We start from the raw sequence: 22,359 nt of genomic DNA, 5'->3' as shown, positions 1-22,359 counted from the left end.
CATGCAGCAGGCGATCGCCACCGTGTGGCTGCTGTTGCTGCTGTGCCTGCTGCCGATGGCAGCGACGGCGGTCACCCCGATACCTGCGCTGGACGATCCGGTGGTGGATGCCGCCAACGCGCTGTCCGCCGACACCCGCGCCACGTTGCGCACGCAGGCGCTGCAGCTGCAGGCGCGGAAAGGAGCACAGCTGCAGGTGCTGATGGTGCCCAGTGTTGGCAGCGAGGGCATCGAGGCCTACGCACAGCGGGTGTTCGATCAGTGGCAGCTGGGTCGCGCCGGTGTCGACGATGGTGTGCTGCTGTTGGTGGCGGTGCAGGACCGCCGCGTGCGCATCCAGACCGGCTATGGCCTGGAAGGAGCGCTACCGGACGCGTACGCCGCTCGCATCATCGACAACGCGATCGTGCCGCGCTTCCGTGAGGGCGATGTCGACCAGGGCGTGCTCGATGGCACGACGATCATGGTGGCGCTGATCGATGGCGAGGACCTGCCGGCATGGGAAGAACCGTCGGCCAGCAATGTGCTGCCTGCGGACTGGCGACCCGCAGACTCGGTGGTGGCGTTGATCCTGCTGGCCGGTTTCCTGGCCGGGCTGTGGCGCTCGCCGCCGCCCCTCCCGCCGGCGAAGACCGAGGACGATTTCAGCGGCAACCGTCGGGAGCGGCGGCGCAAAGCACTGGCCGCCAATGCATCGGCACCAAAACCAACCTGGCCGACCTTGCCGGCCTGGGGACGCCCGATGCTGGTGACCGCTGTTGTGGGTGCGGGCGTGCTCTCCGTGGCGCTGCTGCTGCCACGCCATGTGCTGCCGGGCCTGTGCTTCGTGCTGGCGCTGGGTGTGCCGGTGGCGGCCCTGCTGGGCTGGTGCTGGCGCCGCAGCCGAGGTGTGCGCATCGTGCTGTGCGGGATGCTGATGCTCAGCGTGCTCTTCCTTGTGCAGGCGCTGCTGCGTGGCCAGCTGCCACCGAGCCTGGCCCGGCACCTGCTGCTGCAGGTCGCTGCGGGCGTTGTTGCCCTGATGGTGTTCCTGCTGGTGCAGGCCTGCCGCACACGCTGGAAGAAGAACCGCAGCAGCTTCATCGTGCGCATGACGGTGCTGGTGCTGCTCACCCTGGGCTACGGTGTGGGCGCGTTGCTGGCCATCCATCGAGCCGAAGGTGACGATCCACGATTGCTGGCGATGATCGTGTCCGGGGTGTGCGGCGTACTGCTGTACTTCGTATGGTTGTTCACCATGCTGCCGGGCGAGCGCGCACGCGGCCGGGCTTCATCATCCCGCGAACGCACGTCGTCCCGTTCGCCGTCCTCGTCGAGTTCGTCGTCGAGCAGTTCCAGCAGCTGGTCTGGAGGCGGCGGCCGCAGCGGCGGAGGCGGCGCGTCCGGCAGCTGGTAGTTCAGGTCGCCTGCACCCGCCAGCCGAGCGAGGCGTCCTCCACAACACCCGGGCCGGCCACGTCGCCGACCTGCAGCTGCAAGCCGCGCGCGTTCGGCAGGTCCTTCTGCTCGGGGAACCAGCGTCGATCCGCAGCGACCACGATCAGCAGGCCCTCGTCGTCGCCCATCGGCGCGAACTGCGGCGAAGGCGGGCTGATCGGTTGCAGGCCGAACCGCAGGCTGGACTGTTCGCGCACAGCGTCGACATCGTGGCTGGGCAGGCCGACTTCGCTCAGGCAGGTCAGTTCGCTGCCGTGGAACGCACCTTCGCGCGCGCTGGCCGGCAAACGGCGGCGGCCGATCAGTTCCAGGATCAGGCCGTCAGGGCCAGTGAAGTACACCGACTGCGACTGCCAGCCGCTCTCCAGCGCGAAGTAGTCCAGTCCCGCCGGATTGCGTTGCAGCGGCGTGCGCTCACGCAACCAGGTCATCGCCTCGCTGAAGCGGTTGTCCGGTACGTTGAAGGCCAGGTGCACGCCACCGACCGGATGATCACCCGCCGGCTTCAGCTCGATCGTGCTCCAGCCGATGTGCACGTGATTGCCGACCACGCGCTGCTGCAGCACATCGTGGAAATATGCAGCGACGGTGGTGACGTCGGACACCGGCAGGGTGAGGTGAAGCAGGCGCATGATCGATCCTCCGTGGAGCGCATGCACCGAGTGTAGACCTGGCGGGATTGCGTGGGTGTCACCGCGGGCGCAACGATTCGTTACGGTGGGTGCCGCGCTCGAAGATCACTCCACCGGCAGCCAGATTTCCACGCCGCCGTTGCCGCTGTGCTCATCGAAACGCATGTCGTAGCGTTCCAGATCGGGGGCGTCGGCCAGGCTGAGCCCGGAGCCGGGCAGGTAGTGATCCAGCAGCCAGAACCAGGTCGAGCGGATGGTCGAGATGTGCCCGCCGTGCCAGGCCACCAGGTAGCGACGCGGCGGAATGTCCACGCGTTGCCAGTGCGCAGGTACGCTCGGCACCGCGCTGGCCGGCAGTGCGGCGATGTAGTCGAAGCCGCCATCGTCATCACTGTTGCAGCACACGCCGAAGCTGATCGGTGCCGGCGTCGGCCATTCCCGGTTGAGCTGCGCCCACTGTCCGGGTATCGCACCGCCGCTGTCGCGGGTATGCCGCATGCCGATACCCGCGACCTGGAAGGCAGGGGTATCGAGCAGGCGCGGCGCTTCACCGCAGGCAGTCGGCGCATCGTCCACGCGGATCGCCTGCACCAGCGCCAGCCCATCGGTGCCTTGTTCGCGTACCCGCTCCGGGGTCTGCCCGAACTGCTCGCTGAAGGCGCGGGTGAACGCGGCATGGGTGGTGTAGCCCGCGCCCAGTGCCACCTGCAGGATGTCGCCCGCCCCGTTGGCCAGCCGCTGCGCGGCAGCGGTCAGGCGCCGTCCCCGCAGATAACGCACCACCGAGGTGCCGGTACGGGCCTGGAACAGGCGTGACAGATGGAACGGCGACAGCCCCGCTGCGGCGGCAATATCGGCCAGTGCCAACGGCTGGTCCGCATGGGTTTCGATGTACCACAACGCCTTGCCTGCCGCGCTCATCCAGCCGTTCCCCGATTCCGATGCCGGGCACAGTAGCGGATCGGCAGGCAGCGCGTTTAGCAGTTCTTGCGCTCAAGCGGCATCAAGCTGTCGCACTGACGTCATGGCTCCTTCACAGATCGCGCCGAGACTGCGCGCCTTGTCCAGGCCTGCGATATCCCTGCAGGTGCTGGCCCTGTCGTGTCCTCCCGGAGCCCTGCCGTGCATCGTTCGAAGCTTTCGCGTTCCATCCTCCTTGCCCTTTCCATGGCCAGCGCAGGAGGCGCGATTGCAGCGGAGGCCGATGCGGTCGATGCCGCAGGCAGCAGCCGTACGGCGCCCACCCAGCTCGATGCGATGCTGGTCACCGGCACCCGCGCCTCCAACCGCACCCAGTTCGAAACGCTGGCGCCGGTGGACGTGTTCACCAAGGAAGACATCAAGTCCGTTGAATCCACCGACCTGAAGGACGTGCTGGCGCAGCTGGTGCCATCGTTCGTGGTGCAGCGCCTGCCGATGGCGGACGGCCAGGTGTTCGTGCGCCCGGCCACGCTGCGTGGCCTGTCGCCGGATCAGACGTTGGTGCTGGTCAACGGTCGTCGCTTCCATCGCAGCGCGCTGCTCGGCAACCGTGGTGCGCAGGCGGCCGACCTCGCACAGATTCCGACCAGTGCGATCAAGCGCATCGAAGTGCTGCGCGATGGTGCGTCGGCGCAGTACGGCTCGGACGCCATCGCCGGCGTCATCAACATCATTCTCGAAGATGGCCCCGGTACCGAGATTACTGCCGGCTACTCGCAGTACGCACAGGGCGATGGCGCCTCGCGCGACTTCAGTGCACGCACCGGCTGGTCGCTGGGTGACTACGGCAGCCTGGTGCTGTTCGCCGAATCCTCGAACTCGGATGCCACCTCGCGCACCCGCCAGCGCCCCGATGCCATCGCCTTCCAGGCTGCGCATCCGGAGCTGGACGTACCCAACCCGGTGCAGCGCTGGGGCCAACCGGAACTGGAAAGCCGCCGCGTCGGCTTCAACGTGAAGGCCAATGCCAACGACACGCTGGAGCTGTACGCGTTCGGCCTGTACAGCCACAGCGATGGCGTCAGCGATTTCAACTGGCGCAATCCGGATACCACCACCGGTGCCTACCGCACCACGGCGATCTTCCCCGGCTGGAACCTGCGTTCGATCTATCCGGTGGGCTTCAGCCCGCAGTACGGCAACGTCCAGAACGACCTGCAGCTGGTCGGTGGCCTGCGTGGCGAGATCACGCCGAAGCTGCGCTGGGATGTCAGCGCCTCGTATGGCCGCAACGCCATCGACTACAGCCTGAAGAACTCCATCAACGCCTCGCTCGGCCCGGCCAGCCCGACCGCGTTCGATCTCGGCCGCCTGACCCAGACCGAGAAGAACGCCAACGCCGACTTCAACTACGAGTGGGATGTGGCTGCGCTGTCCAAGCCGATCAACGTCGCCTTTGGTGGCGAGTTCCGCCAGGAGACCTACCAGGTGCGTGCCGGTGATCCGGCTTCGTACGCAGTGGGCCCGGGCGCTGCCGCTGGCCTGGAAGCCAATTCCAACGGCGCGCCGGGCTTCTCGGCCAGCCAGGCCGGGCAGTGGAGCCAGCGCAGCAAGGCGGCCTACGTGGATATGGAAGTGCCGTTGGGCGAGCGCTGGAGCATCGGCGCGGCCAGCCGCTACGAGGACTTCTCCAGCTTCGGCAGCACGCTGGACGGCAAACTGTCGGCACGCTTCGCGATCACCCCGGACGTGGCCCTGCGCGGCACGGTGTCCACCGGCTTCCGCGCACCGACACCGGCGCAGCTCAATACCACCAGCACCACCCAGGGCCTGGATACGCGCACCCTGCAGATCTTCACCAGTGGCCGCTTGTCGCCGAACGATCCGCTGGCCCAGCTGCTCGGTGCCAGGCCGCTGAAGCCGGAGGAATCGCGTACCGCGTCGCTGGGCCTGACCTGGCGCACCGACCTGGGCCTGTCCGGTTCGGTCGACGTCTACCAGATCAAGCTCACCGACCGCTTCAGCCAGTCGGCCAGTTTCGCCATTCCGGCCGGTACGCCCAATCCGCTGGGCTATACCTCGGTGAACTACTTCACCAACGACTTCGATACCACCACCACCGGCGTGGACGTGGTCGGCAACTACCTGCGCGACCTCGGCGCGGGTCGCATGACGCTGACCCTGGCCTACAACTACAACCGCACCCGCGTGGACAACGGCAGCACCTCGGTGGCCACCAACGAAACCCAGCGCGTGCTGTTCGAAGACCGCCTGCCCGAGCACAAGGGCAGCCTCACTGGCAGCTGGGACATCGGTGCCTGGTCGCTGATGGCACGCATGCGCTACTACGGTGCCTGGACCGACGCCAGCGGCAATGCGGTGGGCGACATCTACCAGCGCTTCGGCACGATGAGCTTCCTCGACCTCGCCGTGGGGTATCGCATCAACGAGCACCACAGCCTGCGCGTGGGTGCAGACAATGTGCTCGACCGCTATCCGGATGAGGCGGTGTTCCAGGCCAGCCGCGGCCTGGTCTACTCGCGCAACGCGCCGTACGACACCGATGGTGCCAACCTGTACGCGCAGTACCGGTTGAGCTTCTGATGGACCGCACGCGCCGCTCCCTGCTGCGTGCCGGCACCCTGCTGCCGGCCGCAGCCGCACTGTCTTCACTGCCCGCCATGGCTGCCACGCGCTACGCTGCGCCCATGCAGATTCCCGCAACGACCGAGGCGCCGGACGTGCTGGCCCGCGATGAAGGCTATTGGGCCTCCGTGGCCAGCCACTTCGACATCACCGACGATGTGAACCACCTGGAGAACGGCTATTGGGGCGCGATGGGCCGCGAGACGCTGGTCAGCTACCAGCGTCACACCGCCGAGGTGAACCGGGGCAACGCGTGGTATGGCCGCCGTGAGTTTCCGGTGCAGTACATGGCGGTGCAGCGGCAGGTAGCCGAGCTGCTGGGCGTGGGCGTTGATGAAATCGCACTGACCCGTGGTGCCACCGAGGCGATGCTGGCCCTGATTGGCGGCTACAACCGCCTGCAGCCCGGCGACCAGGTGCTGTACGCCGACATCGACTACGACAGCATGATCGGCGCGATGCGCTGGTTGCAGCAGCGTCGCGGCGTGCAGGTCGAGCGTATCGCGCTGCCGGCGGTGCCGGACCACGCGCAGATCCTGCAGGCGTATGAGGACGCATTCGCGCTGTTGCCGCGTCTGAAGCTGGTGCTGCTGACCCAGGTCAGCCATCGTCATGGGCTGGTGCTGCCGGTGGCCGAGATCGCCGAACGTGCGCGTGCACGTGGTATCGACGTGATCGTCGATGCGGCGCATGGGTTCGGCCAGATCGACTACGCGGTGCCGCAGCTCAAGGCTGATTTCGTCGGCATCAATCTGCACAAGTGGATCGGTGCGCCGGTGGGCGTCGGCGCGATGCACGTGCGCAAGGGCCGTGTGGCCGATCTTGACCCGTACATGGGGGAGACCGACGACGGCCGCGTGGGCAGCCGCGTGCATACCGGTACGGTCAACTTCGCCGCCTACCTGGCGCTGCCGGAAGCGATTTCCCTGCACCAGCGTATCGGCGTAGCCAACAAGCAGGCGCGCCTGCGTTACCTGCGCGAGCGCTGGACGGTACCGGCGCGGCAGATGGCACATATCGAAGTGCTGTCCTCACCGGATCCGGCGTTGGCGAGTGCATTGGCCAGCTTCCGCCTGCGCGGGCGTACCAGCGTGGCCGACAACATCGCGCTGCAGAAGCGCCTGCTGGATGAGCATCGCGTGTTCACTACTCATCGCGACGGGTTGGAGTCCGGCGCGTGCGTGCGGGTGACACCGTCGGTGTTCACCCGGCCGGAGCAGATGGACGCGCTGGTGCAGGCGCTCTCCGCCCTGGCCTGACTCTGCTTTGGTGGGTGCCAACCTTGGTTGGCACATTCCGTCCGTGCCGGGAAATCTTCCGCCGGCCAGCGGCCGGCACTACCAGGCCTACCGCTCGATCGCCGGCAACGCATCCGACAACAACAACCGGTCGATCCTCCGCAGCGCACTTTCCAGCTGCCGTCGATCCGCCGCCAGTCCCAGCGACAGCCGCACGCCACTCTGATGCAATACCCCCGGCGGGCAGAATGCCGATGACGGCGCGATCGCCAGCCCCTGCAGCTGTGCGGTACGCACCAGGGTGGCATCGGTCCACGGTGCCGGTATCCGACACCACGCATGCAGGCCTTCGGCGCGCTGCAGCATCGACGGCGCCAGCAGGTAGCGCGCCATGCGCATGCGCTCGCGCGCCTCGGTGCGCACCTGCGCCAGCAGTGACTGCGCCGAACCATCCAGCAACAGCTGGCTGGCCAGCGCCGAGACCAGCGGATGGCCCATCAACCGCGTTGCCCGCAGTGCAGCCGTCATCGCCTCGGCATGCGCCGCGCTCGGGCAACGCACGAAGGCGGTGCGCAGGCCGGGGCTGATCACCTTCGACAGCGTCGCCACGTATAACACATGGCGCGGTGCCAGTGCCGCCAGCGGTGTCGGCGCCTCTTCGGCGAGATGCCAATAAGGATCGTCTTCGATCGCCAGCAGGCCTTCGCTTTCCAGCACACGCGCCAGCGCTTCGCGCCGATGCAGCGGCAGGGTCAGTGCGGTCGGGTTCTGGCAGGTGGGATTGAGATAGACCAGCCGCGCACCGCTTTCGCGTGCCAGCCGGGCCAGTGCATCGGGGCACATGCCGTGTTCGTCGCTGTCCACCGGCAGCAGGCGCCGGCCCAGTGCGGCGGCCGCCTGCAGCAGGCCCGGATAGACCAGCGCATCGCACAGGATCGCGTCGTCGTCGCGTCCCTGGCTGACCAGGATCGACGCCAGCGCCACCTGTGCACCCTCGGTCAGCAGCAGGCAGGCATCGTCCACCTTTCCCAGCATCGGCTGCAGCCAGCGCGCCGCTGCGTGGCGGTCGGTGGGGTTGCCGCCGCCCAGGTGATAGGTCATCAGGTTCGGTGCGTTGCTGCGTGCGAGTACGGCGGCCGCGCCACGCCGCAGCGTCTCGGCCAGCGCATCGGCGTCGGGCACCGGCGGCACGTTCATGCTCAGGTCTACCACCTGGTCGAAGCCGGCCTTGGGCGGTGCGATGAAACTGCCCTGTGGTCCACGCGCTTCGATCAGGCCACGCTTGCGTGCTTCATCGAAGGCGCGGGTGACCGTGGTCAGGTCGATACCGAGCTGCTGCGCCAACACGCGCTGCGAAGGCAGGCGCTGTCCCGGTGCGAGACCACCGCGGCGCACCGTGCGTTCCAGCGAGTTGACGATGCGCAGGTAGATCGGCCCGCTGTGCGCGAGTACGTCCTGCACCCATTCGGGGGCTGCGACATCCGGTCGCGGCATGTACGGAGCATGTCGGGGCGTATCGTTGCTTCCAACGGCGGGAGCCTGTCCATAACCATCGGTCGGTTCGGACAGGTGACCGCCGTTGTTGTTTGCGGCGGCCACGCCGGCCAGCGTCAGTGATGTCATTGCGCGTCCTCAGCGCTTGGCCTGCCAGGGGCAGTAGCAGCCCACGGCAAGCAGTCCTTTCGGGCGCACGGTCTCGCCGCGCACCAGTCTGTCCAGCAGCGGTTCGACGAAGCTGTTGGCCGAGTTGCAGACCATGCCGATGCTGTACGGTCCTGCGTAGGCGAGGTGGCCCTGGCGATCCCAGATGGCTACGGCGGGGCTGGCCGGAATGTGTTCGATGCCGTCGATGGTCGGCAGGTTGATCACCTTGTTGCGCAGTGGCTCGGGCAGCTCGCCCTGCGTACCCGGGCGGCGGATGGCATAGAAGTCGATGCCGGCGCGGCGGTACATGCTGATCAGGTAGCTCAGGTGCGCACCGGTCTCGCGGTTGCAGACCGCGCACGCCGGGTCCCAGAAATGCACCACGCGGATGCGGCCGGTATCACCGGCCAGGTCGGCCGGCAGGCGCAGCTGCGAATCGTCGAAGACGATGGCCTGTTCGGTGAAGGTGGACTGCGCGCTGTAGCCGAAGTACTGCCACAACGCAGCTGCCACGCCGGCCATGAACAGGCAGGCGAGGGCGATCATCGTCGGCAGCAGCCAGCGGCGACGCGGCGCGGCTGCGCCCATCAGGAATCTTCCCGGCCGAACTTGTGCACGTACTGCTTGCGCATCTCGCGGCAGGAATCGGCCTGCGCGCGGCGCTGGATCTCGCTACGCGACGGATCCTCGCTGCGCTGCACGCACTGCTCGATGGCGTGGCGTTCGGCGGCCTGCACATCCACGGTCTGCGGCTGCAGGCAGACCCAGGCCAGCGCGGCCAGCATCAGCACCACAAAGCCGCCGCACCCGGCCATCACCAGGTGGAACTTCAGTTTCTCGGCGCGCATCGATGCACGTCCCTTCATCCATACATTGCATACAAAATATCATCTTGTATGGATAAAGCGCCATGCGCCCCGTTCAGACGATGGCGTTGTGGCGTGCCTCGGGGGCCTCGGACAGGATCTCGTTCAGCTTGGCCAGCGCCCCGGCCAGCGCGCCCTGGTCGACCGCGCCGCCCAACGACAGGCGGATCGCATTGCCCGGTGGCGGTTCTTCCACGCTGAAGGCATCGGAGCTGGCAATGCCCAGCCCCTGCTCCTGTGCGGCCTGGATCAACCGGTACTGGTCGAGCCGCGGCGGCAGCGGCAGCCACACATGCAGGCCGGCCGGATGCGCCTGGGCGCGGGCCGGCAGGTAACGGGCGGCAATGGCCTGGCGCTCGCGCAGTTCCTGCTGGAAGCGCTGCACCATGTCCTGGGCCTGGCCGCTGCGGATCCACTGCGAGGCCACCGCCACCATCGACTGGGTCGGCATCAGCGCGATTGCGCGCAGCGCATCCAGCACCGGTTCCATCGGCTCGCCGGCCGGCACCACCAGGTAGGCGGTGCGCAGGCCCGGGGCCAGGCACTTGGACAGGGTGGAGATGTAATAGACCGGGCAGCCGGCATCGCGGTGTGCGGCCAGCGGTGGCGCGGCGTCTCCGGCCAGCAACCAGTAGGGATCGTCTTCGATCACGGTCAGATCGTGGCGCTTCGCGACCGCCAGCAGCGCCTGCCGGCGCTGTGCCGACATCGTTGCCGTGGTCGGGTTCTGGATGGTCGGCACCAGGTACAGCAGGCGTGGGCGACGCAGCTGGCAGGCCTCCTCCAGCGCCTCCGGCAGCATGCCCTCGGCGTCCATCGCCACCGGCACCACGCCCCGCTGCAGCACCCGCGCGGCAGCCAGCAGACCCGGGTAGGTCAGCTGCTCGGCGGCAATCAGCTCGCCCGGCTGGGTGCGGGCCAGGATCAGCGCGCACAGCGCGGTCTGCGCGCCGGGGCAGATCACCACCTGGTCGGCACCGACCGTGCCCAGCATCGGCGCCAGCCACTGCACCGCAGCGGCGCGGTCCTCGGGGGTGCCGGCGCCGACGTGATAGCTCATCAGTTCGCCCTGGCCCAGCTGCTGGCCCACGTGCTGGAAGCCGGCCTCCATGCCCTGTGCGAACGGCGCGCTGCCCAGCAGCGGCGGGATGTTCATGCTCAGGTCCACCGAGGTGCTGCGGTTGCCGGCCGACAGCGCGATGAAGGTGCCACCGGCGCCCTGCGCATCGAGCAGGCCGGCCTGGCGCAGCTCGGCGAAGGCACGGGTGACCGTGGTCAGGTCCACGCCCACCTGCTGGGCCAGGTCGCGCTGCGGCGGCAGGCGGTCGCCCGGGCGCAGCACGCCGTCATCCACCGCCTCGCGCACCTGCTGGGCAATCTGCAGGTACAGCGGGCCGGCGCCCTCGCGGAAGGGGCGAACCCAGGTGCGATTGGGGTGTTTCAGGCGGCGGCCGGCGGCAGGTGGCGTCATCGGTCAGTTTTTTCCATACGTGCAGATGCACAGGTCCATACAATGATGTATCTTGTATGGGCTTGATTGGAGTGGTTCGCCTGCTTGTAGGCGACCTCGTACCCACAGTGTAGCCGCTCCACGCCCGGGCGCTGCGCGCAGGCGAGCCGGTCAAGCGCGCTTCTTCAACAGGGTTGACCTCCAATGAATATCTGCTGGAACCGCATCCGCCTGGCGCTGGTCGCCCTGGCCTGCGTCGGCCTGTCGGGCTGTGACTGGGTGCTGCTGGATTCGAAGGGCATGGTCGGGCTCGCCCAGCGCGACCTGATCCTGATCTGCATCGGCCTGATGCTGATCGTGGTGATACCGGCCATCGTGCTGACCTTCGTATTCGCCTGGCGCTACCGCGCTGGTAACACCAAAGCGAAATACATGCCTGACTGGTCGCACTCCACCAAGGTGGAGATCGTGGTCTGGGGCGTGCCGCTGATCATCATCGCGGTGCTGGCGGTGATCGTGTGGAAGTCGACCCACGAGCTGGACCCGTACAAGCCGCTGGACGTGGCCGGTGAGCCGCTGCACGTGGACGTGATCGCCACCGACTGGAAATGGGTGTTCGTGTATCCGGACCTCGGCATCGCCACGGTCAACCAGCTCAACTTCCCGGTCGACCGCCCGCTCGCGTTCAACATCACCTCCAACTCGACGATGAACACCTTCTTCATCCCGCAGCTGGGTGGGCAGATCTACGCGATGGCCGGCATGCGCACGCAGCTGCACCTGATCGCCAACGAGCCCGGCCAGTTCCGTGGCATGTCCGGCAACTACAGCGGGCATGGCTTCTCGAACATGAAGTTCATCGCCACCGCCAGCAGCAACGAAGACTTCGAGCGCTGGGTGGCCGAGGTGCGCAGCGCGCCGGACGCGCTCAGCTTCACGCAGTTCAAGGCGCTGGCCGCACCGTCGAAGAACGCACCGGTGCAGCACTTCTCCAGTGTTGAACCACTGCTGTTCAAGAAGGTCATCGACCAGTTCATCGGCGTTGGTGAGAACACCGCTGCTGCGACCCCGGCGGGCGCTGCCGGCGGTGCCCAGGTTTCCCAGGAGTAACGAACATGTTGGGTAAATTGACGTGGGAGGCCGTGCCGCTGCACGAGCCGATCGTCGTGGTCACATTGGCGGCCATGGTGCTGGGTGGCCTCGCGCTGCTCGGCGCGGTGACGTACTTCAAGCTGTGGGGCCCGCTGTGGCGTGACTGGTTCACCACCGTGGACCACAAGAAGATCGGCATCATGTACGTGGTGGTAGCGCTGGTCATGCTGGTGCGCGGCTTTGCCGATGCGCTGATGATGCGCGCGCAGCTGGCCGCGGCTGGCCCGGGCAGTGACGGCTTCCTGCCACCTGAGCACTACGACCAGATCTTCACCGCGCACGGCGTGATCATGATCTTCTTCGTGGCCACCCCGTTCGTGGTCGGCCTGATGAACATCATCGTGCCGCTGCAGATCGGCGCGCGCGACATGGCGTTCCCGTTCCTCAACGCCTTCAGCTTCTGGATCTTCGTGGTCGGCGCCGCGTTGATGATGATCTCGCTGGGCGTTGGAGAATTCGCCATGACCGGCTGGGTCGCCTATCCGCCGCTGTCGGGCATCGAGTTCAGTCCAGGCGTGGGCGTGGACTACTACATCTGGGCGTTGCAGGCTTCAGGCATCGGCACCTTGCTGACCGGCGTCAACCTGTTCATCACCATCCTGCGCATGCGTGCGCCGGGCATGACCCTGATGAAGATGCCGGTGTTCACCTGGACCGTGCTGGTCACCAGCGTGATCATCATCGCCGCCTTCCCGATCCTGACCGTGGCACTGGGTGCGCTCACCCTGGACCGTTACCTGGACTTCAACTTCTACACCAACACGTTGGGTGGCAACCCGATGATGTACGTGAACCTGGTGTGGGCCTGGGGCCACCCGGAGGTGTACATCCTGGTGCTGCCGGCGTTCGGCATCTTCTCTGAAGTGACCGCCACATTCGCGCGCAAGAAGCTGTTCGGCTACAAGTCGATGGTCGGCGCCACGCTGGCGATCGGCATCCTGTCGTTCATCGTCTGGCTGCACCACTTCTTCACCATGGGCTCCGGTGCCAGCGTCAATGCCTTCTTCGGCATCATGACGATGATCATCGCCATCCCCACCGGCGTGAAGATCTTCACCTGGCTGTTCACCATGTACGGTGGCCGCGTCGAGTTCAGCGTGCCGATGCTGTGGACCATCGCCTTCCTGGTCACCTTCACCATCGGTGGCATGACCGGCGTGCTGCTGGCCATCCCGGGCGCGGACTTCCTGCTGCACAACAGCCTGTTCCTGGTCGCCCACTTCCACAACACCATCATTGGCGGCGCGCTGTTCGGCTACCTGGCCGGCTTCGCCTACTGGTTCCCGAAGGTGTTCGGCTTCACCCTCAACGAGCGCCTGGGCAAGTGGTCGTTCGCCTGCTGGGTGATCGGCTTCTACCTGGCCTTCATGCCGCTGTACATGCTCGGCTTCATGGGCATGACCCGCCGCATGAACCAATACGACAACCCGGCGTGGACGCCGTACCTGATCGCCGCCTTCATCGGTGCACTGTTCGTGTTCGTGGGCATCATCCTGATGCTGGTGCAGATCTACGTGAGCGTGCGTGACCGCAAGCGCAACCTGGACCTGACCGGCGACCCGTGGAACGCACGCACGCTGGAATGGGCCACGCCGTCGCCCCCACCTTTCTACAACTTCGCCGTGGTGCCCAAGGCCGATGAGCTGGATGCCTTCCACGAAGCGAAGAAGCGTGGTCTGCCGCCGCCGCCGAAGAAGTACGCGCCAATCCACATGCCGAAGAATACCGGCGTGCCGCTGATCCTCAACATCTGGATCCTGGTGCTGTGCTTCGCTCTGGTCTGGCACATCTGGTGGATGGCCGCGGCCAGCTTCATCGCGATGATCGTCACCCTGATCGTGCGGTCCTACGACGAGGACGTGGACTACTACGTCAGTTCCGAAGAGGTGGCGCGCACCGAAGCGGCCAACCTTGCCAAGCTGAAGGAGGTACGCGCATGAACCTGTTGACCCGCCCCGAGCTGGCCAGCGACACGCAGGCGCACGAGGACCACCACGAGCACGACCATGGCCACGAACAGGGCGGCATGAAGGTGTTCGGCATGTGGGTCTACCTCATGTCCGACCTGGTGCTGTTCGGTTCGCTGTTTGCCTCGTACGCGGTGCTCAGCACCGCCTACGCCGGCGGCCCCACCGGCAAGGAGCTGTTCTCGCTGCCGTTCGTGATGGCCGAGACCTTCCTGCTGCTGGTCTCCAGCATCACCTACGGCCAGGCCGTGCTGGCGATGCATCGCCACGACACCTCGGCGGTGCTGCGCTGGCTGGGCGTGACCTTCGTGCTCGGTGCCTCGTTCATCGGCATGGAGATCTACGAGTTCTCGCACCTGATCCACGAAGGCGCGGGCCCGAGCACCAGTGCCTACCTGTCGGCGTTCTTCGCGCTGGTCGCCACTCACGGCCTGCACGTGGCCAGCGGCCTGATCTGGATGGCGGTGGTCATGCACCAGGTCTACCGCCGCGGCCTGACCCCGACCAACATCACCCGCGTGTCGTGCCTGAGCCTGTTCTGGCACTTCCTGGACCTGGTGTGGATCTGCGTCTTCACCTTCGTCTACCTGATCGGAGCCTTCTGACATGGCCCACGTCGAAACCTCGCGCGCCGGCAATGCGCACGGCTCCACCAAGTCCTACCTGATCGGCTTCGTGCTGTGCGCGCTGCTGACCGTGGTGCCGTTCGCGCTGGTGATGAACCCGGTGCTGTCGCGGCCGCTCACGCTGTTCCTGCTGGTCGGCTTCGCGGTGGCGCAGATCCTGGTGCAGCTGGTCTATTTCCTGCACATGGACCGCAAGTCCGAAGGCGGCTGGAACCTGGCCAGCTTCGTGTTCACCCTGGTGATCCTGTTCATCGTCGTCGCACTGTCGGTCTGGATCATCTGGAGCATGCACTACCACATGATGATCAACTGACCGTGGCCGGGGTGATCGGCATGGACCGCGCGATCACCCCGGCACCTCCGTCCTCTTTCCCCCACGGGCAGGCCTGACCGAGACCCCGCCCGCGTCTGCGTTGGTGGTACCCGTGAAGCGCTCTGCTGCTGTTGCCCGTTCGTTGTTCTCTCCCCGTTTCCGCCTGCCGCTGCTGGCAGGCCTGGCCATCGGCCTGCTGGCCGGCTGCAGTGCGCAGTCGCGCATGGACTTCTATTCCAAGGACATCGCCTGCGAAGAACTCGGCCAGCAGTGGTCGATGCCCGACAGCCACGGCACCGTGCGTGGGCCGAAGGACCTGCAGGGGCAGGTGACCTACCTGTTCTTCGGCTTCACCAGCTGCCCGGACGTGTGCCCGACCACCATGGTCGAGCTCAGCCAGGTCAAGCACCTGATGGGCAAGGATGCCGACCAGTTGCAGGTAGTGTTCGTCAGTGTCGACCCAGCGCGTGATACGCCGGAGGTTGCGCGCACCTACGTGGAAGCCTTCGACCCCAAGGCGATCGCACTGGTCGGCAACGAAGCGCAACTGGCCGCGATGGCCAGCGACTTCAAGGCGTTCTACGAAAAGGAACCCGGCCCGGTGCCGGAGACCTACACCATGAGCCATATCGCCGGCGGCTACGTGTTTGATCGCCAAGGCCGTCTGCGCCTGTTCGCGCCCTACGGCATGCCGGTGGACAAGCTGTTCTCGGACGTGCAGCGCCTGCTGCTCGAGCCTGGCCATCCGGCCGCCGGCAACGGCCCGCTGGCCAGCTGCCACCTCAAGCAAAGCGACACGCTCGCCGCCCGGTAATTCCGGTTCAAGCCCGGTAGGTGTCGACCTTGGTCGACACGTGATGCATGAATCCGGTGGGTGCCGACCGTTGGTCGGCACACCCCCCATACACCAATCCCCCGACCGGCCAGGAGAGCCAACCGGCCGGGGGCACCACTCAACGCCTTACTTGCTTTCTTCCCACTGCACCACGTCCGGCTCGGCAGCCTTGATGCCGGCGGTCGACAGCAGCTTGGTGGTCGCATCCAGTGCCGCGTTCACCGACGGATACTCCACAATCGCGCGGCCCGAGGCCTTGGATACCTTCACCACGGTGCCGCCGGTGGCGGTGGCCGCACGCTGCGCCGAAGCCGCATCGGTGAAGAACACCTTGACCCGCGAGGTCGCCACGACCGGCGCGCCATCGTTGGAGACAGCGGCCGCAAACTTGCTGGCACCGGCATCCGCACGTGCGGCCACACCGGTAGACGCATCCGTGGACCGCTTGCTGCGGGTGCCGACGGCCGCCGCGCTGGCATCAGCCCCGGTGGTGATCCGGAACTGGCCGCCGCTGGCCGGCTGCACGGTTGCCGACGGTGCCAGCTGGAAGCGCGAGCCGCCCACATTGAACGAACGGCCGGTGGCCTCCGCCTTCAACTGCTGCGTGTCTACGGTCGACAAGGTCTTCGCCGGAGGTGTCTGGCCCGAGCTCTGTGCCCAGGCGGTGGTGGTCATCGCCGCGAGGGCGAGGGTGCTCAACAGAATGGTCGTCTTCATCATCAGTGCCCCAGAACGCGGATCTTGAAGAATTCGAGGTTGCCACGCGATGCAGCGTTCGCGGCCTGCCCCAGGTCGGTGACTTCCAGCGTCCAGGTGCCCGTGGCGTTCTCATCCAGGAAGGCATTGCTGGACAGCAGGTCCCAGTTGGTGAAGTTGCGCTGCACACCGTTGAGGCCAGAGCCGATCGCGGTGAATGCCGGTTGCACCACGCTGCGGGTGCCACTGGGCGAGATCAGCACGAACTGCAGCTGGCGGGTGTTGCTGTGGTTGACGCGGAAGCCGAGCTGCACGCTCTCGATGTTGCGTGCACCGTTGGCGAGCTGGAAGGTCAGGCGCGCCGCGGCCGCCGAGGTATTGCCGATGGCCACGGTACGCGTCGTGTTGCGCCAGCCACTATCCACCAGTGCACCCAGCGGCTGGAAGTCTTCTGCGACCTGTACCGCGCGTGCTGCATTGACCACACCGAAACCGTACCAGTTGCTGTAGGCACGGCCGGCGGCATTCACCGTCCAGCCCGGCACCAGCACGCGGCCGTCGGAGTGGGTCACCGCTGCCCGGTTCGGATCGGTGCGGGTGGCGGTGGTGGCCAGGATGTACTTCACATCGCGGTAGGACAGGTTCGGGTTGGTCTCCAGCAGCAGTGCCGCCACGCCCGACACCATCGGCGTGGCCGCCGAGGTGCCGTTCATCTTGCCTGTGTAGTTGCAGGTGCTGTCGATGGCAGACTGGTCGCCGTCCAAAGTGTTGCGCAGGCTCGTGTTCTTGTTGCTGCCCTGCGCGCAGCCGGTGACATCGGTGGTGAGGATGGCCGGATCGTAGCGGATCGCCAGCTGCCCCGGCACGACCTGCCGCTGCCAACCATTCTCACCGCCGAAGCCGGACACCCACAGCGCCGAGCCGGTGGACGAGTAGGACGAGCGCACGCCATCGGCGCGCACGGCGGCAACGGTGATCACGTTGAACAGGTTGTTACGCGGGTCGCGACCGGCCGGAATGCAACCCGTGTTGCGGTTCTTGGTGTCTGCCGAGCAGATGTCGGTGCCATCCGAGCGTGCACCGTTGTTGTGATTGTTGCCGGCGGCCTTCACGTAGATGCCACCGCGCCCGCCACGGGTGCCGGACATGGCCTGCTCATAGGCGGCGATGTCGTTCTGGCTATAGGCGAGCGGCAGGTTGGGGTTGCCCGGGCTGGAGCCCCAGCTGTTGTTGAAGACCCCCACGTCGGCCACTTCGGCGCCATCCCACCACGAGTACTCGATGTTGGAGTTCGAATTGCCCTGGGCATTGGAGGCCAGGAAATTGAAGCCCTTCAGGGTGGCCGCCGAGGCGACGCCGCGCACGCCCAGGTTGTTGGCACCTACTGCACCGGCGATGCCGCCGACCATGGTGCCGTGATTGTCGCGGTCCGGATTGGACGGTGAAGGGTTGTTGCTCTGGTTGGCGAAGTTCTTGCCGGCGACCGCCGCAACGTTGGCGGCCAGGTCCGGGTGTGCGATCTGCAGGCCGTCATCGACGATGGCGATGGTGACGCCCTGGCCACGGATGCCATTGCGGAACAGGCCATCCACGTTGAGATCGTTGCCAGCCACCGGCAGGGTATCGCCCAGTACGGTCTGTCCGGTGTTGAGCAGATGCCACTGACGCCCGGCCAGCGGATCGGCCTGCTGGGCCTGGGCGGTGACGGCCAGGCTGCCCAGCACCAGGGCAGTGGCAAGGGCCAGGCGCGCGGAGCGCGGTGGCGCGGAGCGTTGCGTGTGTCGCTTCATACACGAATCCTTCTGTTGTGAATCGGCATGGCAGGACGGCGGGGCGGGACTGCCCCATCGCAACGAGCCAAACGCGACACAACGAACAACCCCCTACCTCTTCACACTCCCAATCTGCAGATGTGCCTATTGCGTCACAAACGCTTATGCCGTGGGGTAATGACGACTGCAGCGGCCCGCATCTGGTAGGTGCCCACCTTGGTTGGCACGCGTATCGACGCATGGCGTGGATCTACCCGGCATCATCGCGCGCCCTCACATCCGGCTGTGCTACTACAGCCCGTGCACCCTTCCGCATCGGAGCACGATGATGGTCAACCCTCTGGCCCAGGCCCATCGCGGCCTCGGCACCACGCTGTTCAGCCTGTTGAACCCGATACCCTTCGGCTTCTTCGTCGGCGCGCTGATCTTCGACGCGATCTACCTCAACAGCGCCGAGGTGATGTGGGGCAAGGCCGCCGCCTGGCTGATCACCTTCGGTCTGCTGATCGCCATCATTCCGCGCCTGATCAACCTGTTCGCGGTCTGGCGCCGCAACGGCACCGCCACCCGCATCGACCGCATCGACTTCTTCCTCAACCTGGTCGCGGTCGTGCTGGCCATCTGGAACGCCTTCGTGCACAGCCGCGATGCCTATGCCGTCGCGGTGCCGGGCACGATCCTGTCGGCGCTGACCGTGGCCCTGATCGCACTGGGCCTGATCTTGCTGTCACTGCAGCCGCCGGTGCTGCAGCGAGGTCGTCATGGCTAAGCACATCCTGCCTACCGTGGGCGCCCTGGCGCTGGCCGTGATGCTGTCGGCCTGCGCGGGCAAGGCCGAGTACCACCCCACCGACCAATCCGGTGCGCAGCCGCCGCTGCCGGCACCGAAGAACTTCCTGATGCCGCCGATGCAGGTGCCGCGCGGCGTGGGCTGGGCCGAGGGCCAGTCACCCACGGTGGCCGAGGGCCTGAAGATCGAACGCATCGCCGCCAACCTGCTGCATCCGCGGCGATTGTTGACCCTGCCCAACGGCGATGTGCTGGTGGTGGAGGGCAATGGCCCCGGCGAAGAACCGGTCACCACGCCCAAGCAGTGGATCGCCGGCAAGGTCAAGGCGCGCTCGGGCAAGGCCGGCAAGGGCGGCAACCGGGTCACCCTGCTGCGCCGCACGCCGGGAACGAACACCTGGACCCAACACGTCTACATCGAAGGCCTGCATTCGCCGTTCGGCATCCAGTTGATCGGCGACACGCTGTACGTGGCCAACACCGGCAACATCATGCAGTACCACTACGTGGCTGGTGAAACCCGCATGTCCGACAAGGGCCGTGAGTTCACCGACCTGCCCAGCACCATCAACCACCACTGGACCAAGGAACTGCTGGCCAGCCGCGATGGCCGCAAGCTGTATGTGGGCGTGGGTTCCAACAGCAACATCACCGAGAACGGCCTGGCCGTCGAGTACCGCCGTGCGGTGGTGCTGGAAGTGGACGTGGCCACCCGTGGCAGCCGCATCTTTGCGTCGGGCATCCGCAACCCAACCGGGCTGGACTGGGAGCCGAGCACAGGCCAGCTGTGGGCAGTCGCGAACGAGCGCGATGAAATCGGTGCCGACCTGGTCCCGGATTACCTCACCTCGGTGAAGGAGGATGGCTTCTACGGCTGGCCCTACAGCTACTACGGTCAGCACGTGGACGAGCGCGTGCAGCCGCAGCGGCCGGACCTGGTGGCGAAAGCCATCACGCCGGACTACGCCATCGGCTCGCACGTGGCACCGCTGGGCCTGCTGTTCTACACCGGCCAGGCACTGCCGGCGCAGTACCACGGCGGCGCCTTCATCGGCGAACACGGCAGCTGGGACCGCTCGCCGTTGAGCGGCTACGAAGTGGTCTACGTGCCGTTCAAGGACGGCAAGCCGACCGGGCGGCCGCAGACGGTTGTCAGTGGTTTCGCCTCCAAGGACGAGAAGACCTTGATGGGCGCACCGGTAGGCATGGCGATGGATGCCGAGGGCGCACTGCTGGTGGCCGACGACGTGGGCGACGTGGTGTGGCGGGTGTCTGCCAAGTAGCCTTGTAGAGTCGAGCTTGCTCGACTGCGTTGGATCTGGCCCTTGTAGAGTCGAGCCATGCTCGACTGCTTTTGCCAGCAGCAGTCGAGCATGGCTCGACTCTACAAAAAGCCATAAGCCGCCGAGCCTGGGCCCGGCGCTACACTTCCGAAGGCGCCGCGCGCAGCCCGCTGAACACGGACTCGGCAGCAAACCCAACGCCGCCCAGCAGCACGCCGAAATACACCACCGTGGCCACCACGAAGCCGTAACCGGCCGCCACCGCCGCACCATCGCGCTGGATGAAGCCGATCGCAAAGGACATCAGGGCCAGTGCCGGCAATGTATTGCTGAAGGGAATCGGCCCGGCCGGCGCCATCAGCAGCAGGGTCGCGAACACCAGCATCAGGTTGTTCAGGCGCATCATCTTCTTCGAGCGCACTATCACCGCCAGCCGCATCGGCCGCGACAGCCGCTCCATGCGGTGCACCCATTTCAGCGCACGGCCCAGGTTGGCCTTCAGCTTGTCGGTGGCGATCTCGCGGCGCGCCAGCTTCTGCGGCACCCACAGCGGGCGGTTGCGCACCCGGCTCAGGCCGATCAGCAGGATCGAGGCACCAAACACCGTACTCAGCCCGGGAATCGACACCGGGATGATGAAGATGGCCGAGAGCAGGATCACGATCAGCAGCAGGCCCTCATCGCCCAGCGCGCTGAGCAGGGTGCCGACGCTCACCTGGTCGCCGGGCAGCTCGTCGATCATCTGCTCGATCTGCTGGGCCAGGGGCGCGCTGTCGTTGGTTTCGGGGGCACGGTAGGTCATGCGTCGCAAGGTTCTCCAGGGAAGGGCGGTCAGCGGGCCGTCCTGCGGTGGGGGACGCACAGGCTCCCGCAGTATCCCGGCCAACGTGGGCAAAGAGGTGAACCGGGCATGAGGGGGTAAACTGGCGTGCCCCGCACGAGTTGAACGCAATGGACATGGGCCGCAGGCAATCGACCATCGAACTGGTCGCCATCGACATGGATGGCACCCTGCTGGACCCCACCCACACGCTCACCGCGCGGGCCAAGCAGGCGATCGCGCAGGCGCGCGCACTGGGCGTGCACATCGTGCTGACCAGTGGCCGCCCGGTTCCCGGCCTGGCACCGTTCCTGCACGAGCTGGGCATCACCGGAGACGACGACTACTGCATCGCCTGCAATGGTGGCCTGGTGCAGCGCATCGGCACGCGCGAAACCGTGGTCGAGTATCCGCTCAGCTTCGACGACTTCCTGTTCTGCGAGCAGGTGGCCCGCGACCTGGGCGTGCACTTCCAGGCGCTGGACAGCCAGCGCATGTACACGCCCAACCAGGACATCAGCTACTACACCGTGGCCGACTCGCATCTCTCGCGGATGCCGCTGTCGTATCGCCGCGTGGCCGACATGGACCCGTCCATGTCCTTCATCAAGCTGATGATGATCGACGCGCCCGACGTGCTGGATGCCGCCATCGCGCGCCTGCCCGCCGAACTGACCGAGCGCTTCGCAGTGCTGAAGAGCGCACCGTTCTTCCTGGAAGTGTTCGATCATCGCGCCGGCAAGGGGCCAAGCCTGCAGAAGCTGGCCGAGCACCTCGGCATCGACCGCACCAACGTGATGGCCATCGGTGACCAGGAGAACGACCTGACCATGCTGCAGTACGCCGGTACCAGTGTGGCGATGGGCAATGCCATCGACGCGGTGAAGGCGGTGGCGCGGTTTGAAACCACCAGCAACGCCGACGAAGGCGTGGCGCGCGCGATCGAGCGCTTCGTCCTGCAGTAGCCACGCGTCCCTATGCCCTGGTAGGTGCCAACCTCGGTTGGCACACGCAAACGGCAAGCGCCGACCAAGGTCAGCCTCCACCACGCCGGGGCTATACCCACGTATAGCCCGCCCATCCCCATCGCCATCGGCGCTGTACCACGGCGCAATGGCGAATGCGGCAGTGCGATGCAAGAATTTCGCACGTCGAAATCACCCCACCGAATCCCACGGCAGATGATCGCCTTCGTCTGCTGACCGGCGCGCACCGCGCCGTCACTCCCGCAACGCAACCGCATCTCCAGCCAGGGCGCCGACACCGGTGCTG

20 protein-coding genes are annotated in these 22,359 nt (G+C 66.5%); 11 read left to right on the top strand and 9 right to left on the bottom strand.

Features of this window, described 5'->3' with window-relative positions:
* Position 1: 1 nt before the first annotated feature.
* Positions 2 to 1,396, top strand: a complete 1,395-nt coding sequence (locus tag ACZK33_RS22100) for a TPM domain-containing protein (protein ID WP_423174294.1) — start codon at positions 2 to 4, stop codon at positions 1,394 to 1,396.
* A gap of 1 nt (position 1,397) precedes the next feature.
* On the opposite strand, the gene ACZK33_RS22095 is transcribed toward ACZK33_RS22100, so the two are convergent.
* Positions 1,398 to 2,069 carry a VOC family protein gene (locus ACZK33_RS22095; RefSeq protein ID WP_201117572.1) on the bottom strand — a complete coding sequence of 224 codons (672 nt, stop codon included), beginning with the start codon at positions 2,067 to 2,069 and terminating at the stop codon, positions 1,398 to 1,400.
* Positions 2,070 to 2,174: 105 nt separating this feature from the next.
* Positions 2,175 to 2,990 (bottom strand): AraC family transcriptional regulator, encoded by an 816-nt coding sequence (locus ACZK33_RS22090; protein ID WP_049400829.1) that lies wholly within the window; start codon positions 2,988 to 2,990, stop codon positions 2,175 to 2,177.
* Between the two features lie 201 nt (positions 2,991 to 3,191).
* Here ACZK33_RS22090 and ACZK33_RS22085 point away from each other — a divergent pair, with 201 nt between their 5' ends.
* Entirely contained in the window at positions 3,192 to 5,594 is a 2,403-nt protein-coding gene (locus ACZK33_RS22085) for a TonB-dependent receptor plug domain-containing protein (RefSeq protein WP_423174295.1), read from the top strand.
* The gene (locus ACZK33_RS22080; protein ID WP_423174296.1) at positions 5,594 to 6,895 is read left to right on the top strand and encodes an aminotransferase class V-fold PLP-dependent enzyme; all 1,302 of its coding nucleotides are present in this window, start codon (positions 5,594 to 5,596) and stop codon (positions 6,893 to 6,895) included. The genes ACZK33_RS22085 and ACZK33_RS22080 overlap by 1 nt, the downstream gene beginning before the upstream one ends.
* A gap of 87 nt (positions 6,896 to 6,982) precedes the next feature.
* Here the strand turns inward: ACZK33_RS22080 and ACZK33_RS22075 are convergent, their stop codons facing one another.
* The 4 genes from ACZK33_RS22075 to ACZK33_RS22060 are packed head-to-tail and all read right to left on the bottom strand — an operon-like array spanning position 6,983 to position 10,855.
* Positions 6,983 to 8,497, bottom strand: coding sequence for an aminotransferase-like domain-containing protein (locus ACZK33_RS22075; protein ID WP_423174297.1), 1,515 nt, complete (start codon positions 8,495 to 8,497; stop codon positions 6,983 to 6,985).
* A gap of 9 nt (positions 8,498 to 8,506) precedes the next feature.
* A complete protein-coding gene (locus tag ACZK33_RS22070; RefSeq protein ID WP_032127099.1) occupies positions 8,507 to 9,106 on the bottom strand; it encodes a DUF6436 domain-containing protein in 600 nt (199 codons plus the stop codon).
* Positions 9,106 to 9,384 (bottom strand): hypothetical protein, encoded by a 279-nt coding sequence (locus tag ACZK33_RS22065; protein WP_005414763.1) that lies wholly within the window; start codon positions 9,382 to 9,384, stop codon positions 9,106 to 9,108. Before ACZK33_RS22065 ends, ACZK33_RS22070 begins: the two co-directional genes overlap by 1 nt.
* A gap of 55 nt (positions 9,385 to 9,439) precedes the next feature.
* Complete coding sequence (locus ACZK33_RS22060; protein WP_423174298.1) at positions 9,440 to 10,855, bottom strand: aminotransferase-like domain-containing protein; 1,416 nt, start codon at positions 10,853 to 10,855, stop codon at positions 9,440 to 9,442.
* A gap of 183 nt (positions 10,856 to 11,038) precedes the next feature.
* Between ACZK33_RS22060 and cyoA the strand changes: the two genes are divergently transcribed.
* From cyoA to ACZK33_RS22035, 5 genes are all read left to right on the top strand, one after another.
* On the top strand, positions 11,039 to 11,944 hold the full coding sequence (cyoA, locus tag ACZK33_RS22055) for a ubiquinol oxidase subunit II (RefSeq protein ID WP_071227643.1): 906 nt from the start codon (positions 11,039 to 11,041) through the stop codon (positions 11,942 to 11,944).
* Between the two features lie 5 nt (positions 11,945 to 11,949).
* On the top strand, positions 11,950 to 13,926 hold the full coding sequence (cyoB, locus tag ACZK33_RS22050) for a cytochrome o ubiquinol oxidase subunit I (RefSeq protein ID WP_423174299.1): 1,977 nt from the start codon (positions 11,950 to 11,952) through the stop codon (positions 13,924 to 13,926).
* Positions 13,923 to 14,558 carry a cytochrome o ubiquinol oxidase subunit III gene (cyoC, locus tag ACZK33_RS22045; RefSeq protein ID WP_005414759.1) on the top strand — a complete coding sequence of 212 codons (636 nt, stop codon included), beginning with the start codon at positions 13,923 to 13,925 and terminating at the stop codon, positions 14,556 to 14,558. The genes cyoB and cyoC overlap by 4 nt, the downstream gene beginning before the upstream one ends.
* A 1-nt stretch (position 14,559) precedes the next feature.
* Positions 14,560 to 14,892 (top strand): cytochrome o ubiquinol oxidase subunit IV, encoded by a 333-nt coding sequence (gene cyoD / locus ACZK33_RS22040; RefSeq protein ID WP_006399830.1) that lies wholly within the window; start codon positions 14,560 to 14,562, stop codon positions 14,890 to 14,892.
* A 142-nt stretch (positions 14,893 to 15,034) separates the two neighbouring features.
* Positions 15,035 to 15,706 carry an SCO family protein gene (locus tag ACZK33_RS22035; protein ID WP_121504202.1) on the top strand — a complete coding sequence of 224 codons (672 nt, stop codon included), beginning with the start codon at positions 15,035 to 15,037 and terminating at the stop codon, positions 15,704 to 15,706.
* A 147-nt stretch (positions 15,707 to 15,853) separates the two neighbouring features.
* Here ACZK33_RS22035 and ACZK33_RS22030 read toward each other — a convergent pair whose 3' ends face one another.
* Complete coding sequence (locus ACZK33_RS22030; protein ID WP_423174300.1) at positions 15,854 to 16,447, bottom strand: S8 family serine peptidase; 594 nt, start codon at positions 16,445 to 16,447, stop codon at positions 15,854 to 15,856.
* Positions 16,447 to 18,213, bottom strand: coding sequence for a S8 family serine peptidase (locus ACZK33_RS22025; RefSeq protein ID WP_134950807.1), 1,767 nt, complete (start codon positions 18,211 to 18,213; stop codon positions 16,447 to 16,449). The genes ACZK33_RS22030 and ACZK33_RS22025 overlap by 1 nt, the downstream gene beginning before the upstream one ends.
* A gap of 310 nt (positions 18,214 to 18,523) precedes the next feature.
* Between ACZK33_RS22025 and ACZK33_RS22020 the strand changes: the two genes are divergently transcribed.
* Both ACZK33_RS22020 and ACZK33_RS22015 read left to right on the top strand, forming a co-directional pair.
* Positions 18,524 to 18,964: a DUF2231 domain-containing protein gene (locus ACZK33_RS22020; RefSeq protein WP_423174301.1), complete on the top strand. Its 441-nt coding sequence runs from the start codon at positions 18,524 to 18,526 to the stop codon at positions 18,962 to 18,964.
* Complete coding sequence (locus tag ACZK33_RS22015) at positions 18,957 to 20,267, top strand: PQQ-dependent sugar dehydrogenase (RefSeq protein ID WP_423174302.1); 1,311 nt, start codon at positions 18,957 to 18,959, stop codon at positions 20,265 to 20,267. The genes ACZK33_RS22020 and ACZK33_RS22015 overlap by 8 nt, the downstream gene beginning before the upstream one ends.
* A gap of 139 nt (positions 20,268 to 20,406) precedes the next feature.
* On the opposite strand, the gene ACZK33_RS22010 is transcribed toward ACZK33_RS22015, so the two are convergent.
* Complete coding sequence (locus ACZK33_RS22010; RefSeq protein WP_423174303.1) at positions 20,407 to 21,069, bottom strand: exopolysaccharide biosynthesis protein; 663 nt, start codon at positions 21,067 to 21,069, stop codon at positions 20,407 to 20,409.
* A gap of 149 nt (positions 21,070 to 21,218) precedes the next feature.
* On the opposite strand from ACZK33_RS22010, the gene yidA reads away from it, so the two are divergent.
* Positions 21,219 to 22,052 (top strand): sugar-phosphatase, encoded by an 834-nt coding sequence (yidA, locus tag ACZK33_RS22005; protein WP_075675948.1) that lies wholly within the window; start codon positions 21,219 to 21,221, stop codon positions 22,050 to 22,052.
* Positions 22,053 to 22,359 lie beyond the last annotated feature (307 nt).

Source organism: Stenotrophomonas sp. 86156_Sma, from assembly GCF_056481625.1.
This window is presented reverse-complemented; position numbering and strand designations above follow the sequence as displayed.

Bases quoted from the DNA above. Each gene is read 5' to 3' on its own strand.
- ACZK33_RS22070 (WP_032127099.1), bottom strand. From the start codon at position 9,106: ATGGGCGCAGCCGCGCCGCGTCGCCGCTGGCTGCTGCCGACGATGATC.
- ACZK33_RS22015 (WP_423174302.1), top strand. From the start codon at position 18,957: ATGGCTAAGCACATCCTGCCTACCGTGGGCGCCCTGGCGCTGGCCGTG.
- ACZK33_RS22025 (WP_134950807.1), bottom strand. From the start codon at position 18,213: ATGAAGCGACACACGCAACGCTCCGCGCCACCGCGCTCCGCGCGCCTG.
- ACZK33_RS22100 (WP_423174294.1), top strand. From the start codon at position 2: ATGCAGCAGGCGATCGCCACCGTGTGGCTGCTGTTGCTGCTGTGCCTG.
- cyoA (WP_071227643.1), top strand. From the start codon at position 11,039: ATGAATATCTGCTGGAACCGCATCCGCCTGGCGCTGGTCGCCCTGGCC.
- ACZK33_RS22095 (WP_201117572.1), bottom strand. From the start codon at position 2,069: ATGCGCCTGCTTCACCTCACCCTGCCGGTGTCCGACGTCACCACCGTC.
- cyoD (WP_006399830.1), top strand. From the start codon at position 14,560: ATGGCCCACGTCGAAACCTCGCGCGCCGGCAATGCGCACGGCTCCACC.
- cyoC (WP_005414759.1), top strand. From the start codon at position 13,923: ATGAACCTGTTGACCCGCCCCGAGCTGGCCAGCGACACGCAGGCGCAC.
- ACZK33_RS22060 (WP_423174298.1), bottom strand. From the start codon at position 10,855: ATGACGCCACCTGCCGCCGGCCGCCGCCTGAAACACCCCAATCGCACC.
- ACZK33_RS22030 (WP_423174300.1), bottom strand. From the start codon at position 16,447: ATGATGAAGACGACCATTCTGTTGAGCACCCTCGCCCTCGCGGCGATG.
- ACZK33_RS22065 (WP_005414763.1), bottom strand. From the start codon at position 9,384: ATGAAGGGACGTGCATCGATGCGCGCCGAGAAACTGAAGTTCCACCTG.
- yidA (WP_075675948.1), top strand. From the start codon at position 21,219: ATGGACATGGGCCGCAGGCAATCGACCATCGAACTGGTCGCCATCGAC.
- ACZK33_RS22010 (WP_423174303.1), bottom strand. From the start codon at position 21,069: ATGACCTACCGTGCCCCCGAAACCAACGACAGCGCGCCCCTGGCCCAG.
- ACZK33_RS22080 (WP_423174296.1), top strand. From the start codon at position 5,594: ATGGACCGCACGCGCCGCTCCCTGCTGCGTGCCGGCACCCTGCTGCCG.
- ACZK33_RS22090 (WP_049400829.1), bottom strand. From the start codon at position 2,990: ATGAGCGCGGCAGGCAAGGCGTTGTGGTACATCGAAACCCATGCGGAC.
- ACZK33_RS22020 (WP_423174301.1), top strand. From the start codon at position 18,524: ATGGTCAACCCTCTGGCCCAGGCCCATCGCGGCCTCGGCACCACGCTG.
- ACZK33_RS22075 (WP_423174297.1), bottom strand. From the start codon at position 8,497: ATGACATCACTGACGCTGGCCGGCGTGGCCGCCGCAAACAACAACGGC.
- cyoB (WP_423174299.1), top strand. From the start codon at position 11,950: ATGTTGGGTAAATTGACGTGGGAGGCCGTGCCGCTGCACGAGCCGATC.